Source organism: Phenylobacterium sp. (genome assembly GCF_035276905.1).
Lineage (GTDB): Bacteria > Pseudomonadota > Alphaproteobacteria > Caulobacterales > Caulobacteraceae > Phenylobacterium.
Window position 1 is genome coordinate 1 of sequence record NZ_DATELG010000230.1, and the last position, 9,970, is coordinate 9,970.

Sequence of the window (9,970 nt, forward strand, 5' to 3'; positions counted from 1 at the left end):
AACTGCGACCGCGACTGCAAGGTGGCGGTCGAGCGCTCGACCGGGGCGAAGGTCGACATGGTCTGGCACGCCGACACCGCGCTGCCCGCCGGCCTCGACCTGATCGTGCTGCCAGGCGGCTTCTCCTATGGCGACTATCTGCGCTGCGGGGCGATGGCGTCGCTGTCGCCGATCATGCGCGAGGTGAAGGCGGCCGCCGAGCGCGGGGTGGCGACGGTCGGCATCTGCAACGGCTTCCAGGTGCTCTGCGAGACCCAGCTGCTGCCCGGCGCCCTCTTGCGCAACGAGAAGCTGAAGTACGTCTGCAAGCCCGTCGATCTGGAAGTGACCAACGCCCAGACCCGCTTCACCGCGGGCTACGCCGGCCGCCGCGAGGTGACCATGACCGTCGGTAACGGCGAGGGGAACTTCTTCGCCGACGAGGCCACGCTGGACCGGCTGGAGGGCGAGGGCCAGGTGGCCTTCCGCTACCTCGACAATCCCAACGGCTCGGCGCGCGACATCGCCGGCATCGTCAACGCCCGCGGCAATGTGCTGGGCCTGATGCCGCACCCCGACCGCGCCTTCGACGAGGCCCTTGGCTCGGCCGACGGGGCGATCCTGTTCCAGAGCGCGCTGGCGAGCGCGTAGCGCCCCCGCACGATCCCCGCTATTAGGCCCGCATGAGCGCCCAGCCTTCCAAGACCATGGCCGAATCGGCCGCCGAGTTCGGCCTGAAGCCCGACGAGTACCAGCTGATCCTGCGCCGGTTGAACCGCGAGCCGAACCTCGTGGAGCTGGGCGTCTTCTCGGTGATGTGGAGCGAGCACTGCTCCTACAAGTCCAGCAAGAAGCAGCTGGCGAAGTTCCCGACCAAGGGCCCCAAGGTGATCTGCGGCCCGGGCGAGAACGCCGGCGTCATCGACATCGGCGACAACCAGGCCTGCATCTTCAAGATGGAGAGCCACAACCACCCCTCCTACATCGAGCCCTACCAGGGCGCGGCGACGGGCGTGGGCGGCATCATGCGCGACGTCTTCACCATGGGCGCGCGGCCGGTGGCCCTGCTCAACGCGCTGCGCTTCGGCGCGCCGGAGCATCCGAAGACCAGGCGGCTGGTCAGCGGCGTGGTCGCCGGCATCGCCGGCTACGGCAACTGCGTGGGCGTGCCCACCGTGGCCGGCGAGACCAACTTCCACACCGGCTATGACGGCAACATCCTGGTCAACGCCATGTGCGTGGGCCTGGCCGACGCCGACAAGATCTTCTACTCGGCGGCCCCCGCGCCCGGCCTGCCGGTGGTCTACTTCGGCTCCAAGACCGGCCGCGACGGCATCCACGGCGCGACCATGGCCTCGGCCGAGTTCGACGACGCCTCCGACGAGAAGCGCCCGACGGTGCAGGTCGGCGACCCCTTCGCCGAGAAGCTGCTGATCGAGGCCACGCTGGAGCTGATGGCGTCGGGCGCGGTGGCCGCGATCCAGGACATGGGCGCGGCGGGCCTCACCTCCTCGTCGGTCGAGATGGCCGGCAAGGGCGGCGTCGGCATCGAGCTCGACCTGGACTGCGTGCCCCAGCGCGAAGTGGGCATGAGCGCCTACGAGATGATGCTGTCGGAGAGCCAGGAGCGGATGCTGGCGGTCCTCAAGCCCGGCCGCGAGGCAGACGGCTACCGCATCTTCGAGAAGTGGGGCCTGGACGCGGCGGTGATCGGCAAGACCACCGACACCGGCCACATGGTGCTGAAGCACAAGGGCGAGGTCGTCGCCGACGTGCCGCTGGCGCCGCTGTTCGACGACGCCCCGCTCTACGACCGGCCCTGGGTCCAGCCCAAGCTGCAGGCCCGGGTGACCGCGGCCGACGCGCCCGCGCCGGCCGACTACGCCGAGGCGGTGGTCAGGCTGATGAGCGCCCCCGACATGGCGTCGAAACGCTGGATCTGGGAACAATACGACCGCCACGTGATGGCCGACACCCTGGAGGATTCGGCCACCGGCGCCGACGCCGGCATCGTCCGCGTGCACGGGACCAGAAAGGCCCTCGCCGTCACCTCCGACGTCACCCCGCGCTATGTGCTGAACGACCCCTACGAGGGCGGCAAGCAGGCGGTGGCCGAGGCCTGGCGCAACCTGATCGCCGTCGGCGCCGAGCCGATCGCCATCACCGACAACCTCAACTTCGGCAACCCCGAGCGGCCGGAGATCATGGGCCAGATCGTCCGCGCCACCGACGGCATGGCCGAGGCCTGCGCCGCCCTCGACTTCCCGGTCGTGAGCGGCAACGTCAGCCTCTACAACGAGACCAACGGCGCGGCCATTCCGCCGACCCCCACCGTCGGCGGCGTCGGCCTGATCGGCGAGAGCGCGCGCCACGCGGACTTCTCCAGCCTGAAGGCGCAGGACGCCCTCGTCCTGATCGGCGAGACCAAGGGCGAGCTCGGCGCCTCGATGTACCTGCGCGAGGTGCTGGGCCGCGAGGACGGCGCCCCGCCGCCGGTCGACCTTTCGGTGGAGAAGCGCAACGGCGAGCTGGTGCGCAAGCTGATCCAGGACGGCGTCACCGGCACGGTCCACGACCTCGCCGACGGCGGCCTCGTCGCCGCGGCCGCGGAGATGGCGCTGGCCTCCAGGGTCGGCGTCACCCTGACGCTCGCGGACGGGGCGGCCCACGCCCAGCTCTTCGCCGAGGACCAGGCCCGCTACCTGCTCGCGGCCGCCGATCCGGCCCCGATCCTGGCCGCCGCCCAGGCCGCCGGCGTCCCCGCCGCCGTGATCGGCAAGGCCGGCGGCGAGGCGCTCGCCGTCGACGGCCTCTTCAGCCTGCCGCTGGCCCGCCTGCGCCAGGCCCACGAGGGCTGGATGCCCAGGTACATGGACTGAGAACGCCCCCTTGCGCCTATCGAGCGCTTCCATAACCGGAGCCTGCCCATGCCGATGCCGATCGAAGCGCTCGAAGCCGCCCTGCGCGAGGGCTTTCCCGACGCCCAGATTCAGGTCGACGACCTCGCCGGCGACGGCGACCACTACCGGGCGCGGATCGTCTCGGCCGCCTTTGCGGGCCTGACGCGGGTGAAGCAGCACCAGCTTGTCTACGCAGCCCTCAAGGGCAAGATGGGGGGCGAGCTGCACGCGCTGGCGCTGGAGACCTCCGCCCCCGCCTGACGCGGCCTTGCGTCCGCTTGACCCAGGCGGGTCCCCTCCCTAGCTCTTGCCCGTGAGTTTCTACGCCGAAGGGGCGATCCATGACCGAAGCTGCGACCACCGATCCCGTCCACGACTTCATCGCCAAGGCGGTGGCGGACCACCCGGTGATCCTCTTCATGAAGGGCGTGCCGGACCAGCCGCGCTGCGGCTTCTCCGCCGCGGTGGTGCAGATCCTCGACCAGCTTGGCGTCGAGTACGTCGGCGTCGACGTGCTGCAGAGCGAGCCGCTGCGCGAAGGCGTCAAGCGCTTCTCCGACTGGCCGACGATCCCGCAGCTCTATGTGAAGGGCGAATTCGTCGGCGGCTGCGACATCGTCCGCGAGATGTACTCGAGCGGCGAGCTGCAGTCCTTCCTCGAGCAGCAAGGCGTCTCCGCCCAGGAGGGCTGAGCCCTGCGAAGTTGGGGGAGACGGCCGCTATCGATCGGACCAGCCGAGCTCGACCGTCCGATAGCGCTCGACCGTGACCTTGCCGCTGGCGCCGTCGACGGTCACCAGGTGCCCGTTCAGCGAGGTCTCCGGCCAGCGGGTGATGACGATCCAGACGTCGCCTTGCCGGCGGGCGTCGACCACCTGCTCATCGAGGTGCGCGGCCCTGAGCGCCCGCTGGGCGATCTCGCTGGCCTCCAGCGGGGTGCGGACCGGCCCGGAGTGCGCCGGCCGCCCGCAAGCCGCCAGCAGCACGGCCGCCGCCAGCAGGCCCAAGGACGGGGCGCGTCCCGCCATCCCGATCAGGCGACCGCGGCCTGGATCTGCACCGAACGGAGGTAGGCCAGCCGGTGCTCCAGCACGCTGTGGGGCCCGCCGTGCTGCGGCTTGGCAGGATCGCCGCCGCTGGCCTCGCGCAGTTCCCGCTCCGCCCGCGCCACATGGTCCTGGACGACCGACGGGTCGATCCGCTGCACCATCCGCAGGAGATCCATCAGCAGGGCGGCGTGCACCGCGGAGTCGTGCGCCACCATGCTCAGTTGGGCTTCGCCGTGGTCAGACATTTCAGGCCTCACAGTTCACGAGCCCAGTATGTCTCCAGACGGCGTCCGGCGACGCCGCGCACGAACAAATGATCGCGTCGAAGCGAGGCCAGTTTCCTCCGACGAATTCAACTCAATGCGCGCTCGCCTCAAGGAACAGCGAGCGCCGCAGCATGTGGGAGCATTCGCACGCCCGCTGTTTCAACTGGTCGGCCGCCAGGATGCCGATCCGTCCCCTGGCCACCTCCACCAGCCCCTCGGCCTTCAGCCGCTGCAGGGTCGGATTGAGCGCCGTGCGCTGAAGGCCGAGCCCGCTGGCGAGTTCCTCCTGCGAGAGCCGGATCTCCGTCCGGCCGAGCAGGTCGGCGGCGGTGGTCAGCCAGCGCGAGACTCGCTGCTCGGCGCTGTGCATGGCGTTGCACACCCCGCCCAGCATGGCGTAGCCCATCTGCGCGAAGGCGAAGACCTTCAACTGCCGCTCGACCACTTCCGACGTGCGCATCGCCGCGAGCAGCTTGGACAACGGGATCGACCAGGCGTGGCCGTCGGTCAGGCAGACGTAGCGCGTGAGCGAGCTGTGGAAGCCGAGCGTGGCCACGACGCCCACCGCGTTCGTCCGGCCGATCAGCGTGCACTCGAGCTGATGGCCGCTCGCCAGGATGGCGCGCGCAGAAACGAGGCCGTAGGTCGGAAAATAGACCCGATCGACCTCCTCCCACTGATCTTTGAGCACTTGCCCAGCTTGGAATGGCTCCAGGCTAAGGTGGGGCTTCAGTTGATCTAGATCAGCCTCAAACGAACGAAGAACTAAATTTCTACCCGGCACGAGACCACCGAAAACACGACCAACCCGCCAGGTTCGACCTTCTGTTCCAGGCCTGGGCCTGAGTCTGTCCACGGGCCGACACTTCGTCCGGCCCCTGAACTGAACGAGAAGACCTGCATGCGCGGTTGGGCCGGTCTTCGGCCCAGACAGCAAAAAGGCCCCGGATTCGCTCCGGGGCCCTTTACATTTGTTAATGTCGTCCGGCGTCTTAGGACGCGTAGAACTCGACGACCAGGTTCGGCTCCATCTTCACCGGGTACGGCACCTCGGCCAGTTCCGGCGCGCGGACGAAGGTGGCGCTCATCGCCTTGGCGTCCACGGTGATGTAGTCGGGGGTGTCGCGCTCCGACGAGCCCAGGGCTTCCAGCACCAGGGCCATGTTGCGCGAACGCTCGCGCACCTGCACCACGTCGCCCGCCTTCACGCGGTAGGACGGGATGTTGACGCGCTTGCCGTTCACCAGCACGTGGCCGTGGTTGACGAACTGGCGGGCCGCGAACGGGGTCGGGACGAACTTGGCGCGGTAGACGATGGCGTCCAGGCGCGACTCCAGCAGCGCGATCAGGTTTTCCGAGGTGTTGCCCTTGCGGCGGGCGGCTTCCTCGTAGATCCGGCTGAACTGCTTCTCGGTCAGGTTGCCGTAGTAGCCCTTCAGCTTCTGCTTGGCGCGCAGCTGCAGGCCGAAGTCGGAGACCTTGGACTTGCGACGCTGGCCGTGCTGGCCGGGACCGTAGGCGCGCGAATTGATGGGAGACTTCGGGCGACCCCAGATGTTTTCGCCCATCCGGCGGTCGAGTTTGTACTTGGCGCTGTGGCGCTTGGACATGCCTATCTCTTCACTTCGATACGGCCCGGCGCGCCTTTAGGAAAAGGCCCGCGATTGCAACGGCGGCGTCCGCATCAACCCGTCATAGGCTCCGGCCCGCAAGGCCCAGGGCCTGGCGGCGGAAGGGGGCGTATATGCCGGCCGCTCTTTTCGGAGTCAAGCCGAGGCTGCGCCGTCCGCTGGCCGCGAGCCTTGGAACATCCGCCATTTCCAGTCGCCGCCCCGCGGCTCCAGCACGCCGGCCAGCCGGTAGGGTGCGCGCGTCTCGCCGGAGTCGGTCTTTTGGACCAGCTCGCCGTCGGCGTGGATCCAGGCGACGTCGCCGCAGACCGAGACGTCGACCTCGCGCCAGGAGAAGGAATGCGCCTCGGGCTTGGCGAACAGCTGCTCGAAGAAGCCCTCGATCTGCATCGGGCCGCGGGCGCGCTCCTCCGGCCCGGGGCCGATTAGCAAGGTGTCGGGCGCGTCGATGAATTCGTCGAGGATGGAGAGGTCGCGCCGGCTGAGCAGGCCGTTCAGGCGGATCAGCGCCAGCCGCACCCCACGTTCGGCGATCGACCGCGGCGGCGCCAGCACCTCGCGGCCGAAGCCGAGCACCATCAGAAGCGCCGCGCCGGTCGCCAGGCTTCGTGTCGAAAACGCCATCTAACTCTCCTGCCCGCGTCCTTGATCGCCGACTGCGCCGCGCGCCGCAAGACCGGCGGTCCTAATTCGCCATGCGCTGAGCAAGCGCCCTGAAGCTCGTCACACCGCCTCCTCGCCCCGCCAGAGCATTCGGCGAACCGCCGAACTTCGGCGGCGAATGGTCTAGCCGGCGCCCTTGCGGGCCAGCTTCTCCAGCACCTTGCCGCGCCCGCGCGACAGCGCGGTCACCACGCCGCGGAACGTGCGAACCTCCTGGTCGGTGAACCGGGCGCGGCCGAGCGCGGCGCGCAGGTTCTGCACCATCGAGGGCGTCTTCTCCGGCGGATGAAAGAAGCCGGCGGCGTCCAGTTCCCGCTCCAGGTGCTCATAGAGCCCCAGCAGGGCCGCGGCCTCCGCCGGCGCGGCGCCTTCGCGGAAGTTCGGCGGCGGGGCGTCGAGCGCGGCGGTCCACCACTCGTAGCCGTTCACCGCCACCGCCTGGGCGAGGTTGAGCGAGCGGAACTTCGGATCGATCGGGATGGTCACCACCGCCTGGCAGAGCGCGATGTCGCTCGTCTCCAGCCCGGCGCGCTCGCCGCCGAACAGGAGGCCGGTGCGCAGGCCCTCGGCCGCGGCCTGGCGCAGGTCCGCCGCCGCCCGGCGCGGCGTCAGCACCGGCAGCTGCAGCTCGCGCGGCCGCGCGGTGGTGGCGTAGACCAGCTGCAGGTCGCCGATCGCCTCGGCCACGCTCTGGAAGACCCTGGCCTCGTTCAGCGGCCAGTCGGCGCCCGAGGCCGAGGCCCAGGCGCGGTCCTGCGGCCATCCGTCACGCGGATTGACCAGGCGCAGCTCCGAGAGGCCGAAATTGGCCATCACCCGGGCGACCGCGCCGATGTTCTCGGCCAGTTGCGGGGCGGTGAGGATGACCACCGGGGTCGCGAGGAAGGCTTCGGCCATGCGGCGTATAGAGGAGGCCGCGGCGGCGAAGGCAAGCCCCGGCCGATCGCCTCCGCGCGAAGCTGACAAAGGTTACGAAATCGCCGGCTTGAGCTTGCGTCGGCCCGTTTGGCCGCTATACGGCCCTCGAACGAAATCCGTCTGGGAGCGCCCTGTGGCCAAGATCAAAGTCGCCAACCCCGTCGTCGACATCGACGGCGACGAGATGACCCGCATCATCTGGAAGCTGATCAAGGACAAGCTGATCTTCCCGTTCCTGGACCTCCAGATCGATTACTACGACCTGGGCATCGAGCATCGCGACGCGACCGAGGACAAGGTGACCGTCGACGCCGCCGAGGCGATCAAGCGGTACGGCGTGGGCGTGAAGTGCGCGACCATCACCCCGGACGAGGCGCGGGTGGAGGAGTTCAAGCTCAAGAAGATGTGGAAGTCGCCGAACGGCACCATCCGCAACATCCTGGGCGGGGTGGTCTTCCGCGAGCCGATCATCTGCAAGAACGTGCCCCGGCTGATCCCGGGCTGGACCCAGCCGATCGTCGTCGGCCGTCACGCCTTCGGCGACCAGTACCGCGCCACCGACTTCGTGGTCCCGGGCAAGGGCAAGCTGAAGATCAGCTGGGAAGGCGAGAACGGCCAGAAGATCGAGCACGACGTGTTCGACTTCCCCGGCGGCGGCGTCGCCATGGGCATGTACAACCTCGACGAGTCGATCCGCGAGTTCGCCCGCGCCTCGCTGGCTTACGGCCTGAACCGCAACTACCCGGTCTATCTGTCGACCAAGAACACCATCCTCAAGGCCTATGACGGGCGCTTCAAGGACATCTTCCAGGAGGTCTACGAGACCGAGTTCGTCGAGCGTTACAAGGCCGCCGGCCTGACCTACGAGCACCGCCTGATCGACGACATGGTCGCCTCGGCGCTGAAATGGTCGGGCGCCTTCATCTGGGCCTGCAAGAACTACGACGGCGACGTGCAGTCCGACCAGGTCGCCCAGGGCTTCGGCTCACTGGGCCTGATGACCTCGGTGCTGGTCACGCCGGACGGCAAGACCATGGAGGCCGAGGCCGCCCACGGCACCGTCACCCGGCACTTCCGCCAGCACCAGCGGGGCGAGAGCACCTCGACCAACTCGATCGCCTCGATCTTCGCCTGGACCCGCGGCCTGGAGCATCGCGCCAAGCTCGACGGCAACGAGGCGCTGGCCAAGTTCGCCCAGACGCTGGAGAAGGTCTGCGTCGACACCGTCGAAAGCGGCGCGATGACCAAGGACCTCGCCCTGCTGGTCGGCGACGAGCAAGGCTGGCTGACCACCGAGGGCTTCATCGACAAGGTCGCCGAGAACCTCGAAAAGGCGCTGCAGCCGGCCTGACCCGCACGCCAAGCCGCCGAGATCACGCCCGCCGCGGGAGACCGCGGCGGGCGTTTTCATTGCGGGGATGGCCCGCCCGCCGGGGGGCGTCATGGTGGACGCGGCGGCAACCATGCTTCTTAAGCCGCCGATAAGCCCCCGCCCTTCCATTTGCCCGCCCGCGGCGGTTGAAGGCCGCCTCCGGCATGCGGCGAGGTACGATGGTGATGGACGACGAGCGCCAGACCAGCTGGCGCACCCACTGCCTGCGGATGGCCGAGGCCACCCACGCCCTCGCCGACCGGTGCGAAGACCGGAAGATGATCGCAGCCTACGTCGCCCTCGCCGCCCAATGGATCAACATGTCCGCCCGTTCGCCGGCCTGGCCGAACTGGGACGAGCGGGAGACCAGAAGCTAGGCGAAGGCTCTGGGCCCTTGCATGGCGGACGGCGGACCCGCAGAGTCCGACGGCCACGGCGCAAGGGAGTTCGCATGATGGACCAGGCCGCCCCCGCATCGTCCCTTCATCCGCCCCGTCACTACCCGACGCCCGCCGCCAAGTGCGCCGACCTGGTGGTGCACGTGGTGGGCCTGACGCTCGCCCTGGTCGGCGGCGTGGTGCTCCTGGTGCTGGCGGTGGGCGCGCATTCGATCAGCAAGACGGTCGGGGTTGCGATCTACGCCGCGGGCCTCCTGGCGATGCTGGCCTTCTCGACCGCCTACAACTTCGCCAAGCCCGCCTACCGGCCGGCGCTGCGAAGGCTCGACCACGCCGGGATCTTCCTGATGATCGCCGGCTCCTACACCCCCTTCACCACCTCGAACCTGACGGGCGCCTGGGCCTGGGGGATGACCGCCGCGGTCTGGAGCATCGCCGCGCTGGGCGCCTTCGGGAAGATCTTCCTGCCGATGCTCGATCGGCGGTTCTGGGTGGCGGTCTACCTGGTGCTGGGCTGGCTGGTGTTGGTGGCGCTGAAGCCGATGATGGCGACGACGGCGGGCCTGGCCATGGCGCTGCTGGCGCTGGGCGGCGTGCTCTACTCCACCGGCGTGATCTTCTACCTGAACAAGCGGCTGAAGTACGCCCGCGCCATCTGGCACGGCCACGTGGTCGCCGCCGCCGGCGCCCATTGGGCGGCGGTGCTGCTGGGCGTCGTGCTGGTCGCGCGCTGAGCCGCGCGGGCGGGCGCCGAACGCCCCTCAGCCGGCGATCGCCGCCTTCACCGCCGCCAG

The 9,970-nt window shown here is 69.3% G+C and carries 13 protein-coding genes; 7 read left to right on the plus strand and 6 right to left on the minus strand.

All coding sequences use genetic code 11. The features are described from left to right. From purQ to grxD, 4 genes are all read left to right on the plus strand, one after another. Positions 1–630: phosphoribosylformylglycinamidine synthase subunit PurQ (purQ, locus tag VJS38_RS10700; RefSeq protein WP_324088132.1), on the plus strand; the 630-nt coding region annotated here is incomplete at its 5' end. 32 nt (positions 631–662) lie between these two features. Next, a complete protein-coding gene (gene purL / locus VJS38_RS10705) occupies positions 663–2,858 on the plus strand; it encodes a phosphoribosylformylglycinamidine synthase subunit PurL (protein WP_324088133.1) in 2,196 nt (731 codons plus the stop codon). Between the two features lie 48 nt (positions 2,859–2,906). Continuing rightward, positions 2,907–3,140 (plus strand): BolA family transcriptional regulator, encoded by a 234-nt coding sequence (locus tag VJS38_RS10710; RefSeq protein WP_324088134.1) that lies wholly within the window; start codon positions 2,907–2,909, stop codon positions 3,138–3,140. Between the two features lie 80 nt (positions 3,141–3,220). After that, on the plus strand, positions 3,221–3,571 hold the full coding sequence (gene grxD / locus VJS38_RS10715) for a Grx4 family monothiol glutaredoxin (RefSeq protein ID WP_324088135.1): 351 nt from the start codon (positions 3,221–3,223) through the stop codon (positions 3,569–3,571). A 27-nt stretch (positions 3,572–3,598) separates the two neighbouring features. Here the strand turns inward: grxD and VJS38_RS10720 are convergent, their stop codons facing one another. From VJS38_RS10720 to VJS38_RS10745, 6 genes are all read right to left on the minus strand, one after another. Further along, positions 3,599–3,907, minus strand: coding sequence for a hypothetical protein (locus tag VJS38_RS10720; RefSeq protein WP_324088136.1), 309 nt, complete (start codon positions 3,905–3,907; stop codon positions 3,599–3,601). A gap of 5 nt (positions 3,908–3,912) precedes the next feature. Continuing rightward, positions 3,913–4,173, minus strand: coding sequence for a hypothetical protein (locus tag VJS38_RS10725; protein WP_324088137.1), 261 nt, complete (start codon positions 4,171–4,173; stop codon positions 3,913–3,915). A gap of 112 nt (positions 4,174–4,285) precedes the next feature. Further along, positions 4,286–5,050: a Crp/Fnr family transcriptional regulator gene (locus VJS38_RS10730; protein ID WP_324088138.1), complete on the minus strand. Its 765-nt coding sequence runs from the start codon at positions 5,048–5,050 to the stop codon at positions 4,286–4,288. 136 nt (positions 5,051–5,186) lie between these two features. Then, a complete protein-coding gene (gene rpsD / locus VJS38_RS10735; RefSeq protein WP_324088139.1) occupies positions 5,187–5,804 on the minus strand; it encodes a 30S ribosomal protein S4 in 618 nt (205 codons plus the stop codon). Positions 5,805–5,960: 156 nt separating this feature from the next. Beyond that, positions 5,961–6,449: a nuclear transport factor 2 family protein gene (locus tag VJS38_RS10740; protein ID WP_324088140.1), complete on the minus strand. Its 489-nt coding sequence runs from the start codon at positions 6,447–6,449 to the stop codon at positions 5,961–5,963. A gap of 162 nt (positions 6,450–6,611) precedes the next feature. After that, positions 6,612–7,385 carry an RNA methyltransferase gene (locus tag VJS38_RS10745; protein ID WP_324088141.1) on the minus strand — a complete coding sequence of 258 codons (774 nt, stop codon included), beginning with the start codon at positions 7,383–7,385 and terminating at the stop codon, positions 6,612–6,614. 154 nt (positions 7,386–7,539) lie between these two features. Here VJS38_RS10745 and VJS38_RS10750 point away from each other — a divergent pair, with 154 nt between their 5' ends. The 3 genes from VJS38_RS10750 to trhA all read left to right on the plus strand — a co-directional run bounded on the left by VJS38_RS10750 (position 7,540) and on the right by trhA (position 9,910). Then, positions 7,540–8,757: an NADP-dependent isocitrate dehydrogenase gene (locus VJS38_RS10750; protein ID WP_324088142.1), complete on the plus strand. Its 1,218-nt coding sequence runs from the start codon at positions 7,540–7,542 to the stop codon at positions 8,755–8,757. 185 nt (positions 8,758–8,942) lie between these two features. Further along, positions 8,943–9,155 carry a hypothetical protein gene (locus VJS38_RS10755; protein WP_324088143.1) on the plus strand — a complete coding sequence of 71 codons (213 nt, stop codon included), beginning with the start codon at positions 8,943–8,945 and terminating at the stop codon, positions 9,153–9,155. Between the two features lie 77 nt (positions 9,156–9,232). Next, positions 9,233–9,910 carry a PAQR family membrane homeostasis protein TrhA gene (gene trhA, locus VJS38_RS10760; RefSeq protein WP_324088144.1) on the plus strand — a complete coding sequence of 226 codons (678 nt, stop codon included), beginning with the start codon at positions 9,233–9,235 and terminating at the stop codon, positions 9,908–9,910. Positions 9,911–9,970 lie beyond the last annotated feature (60 nt).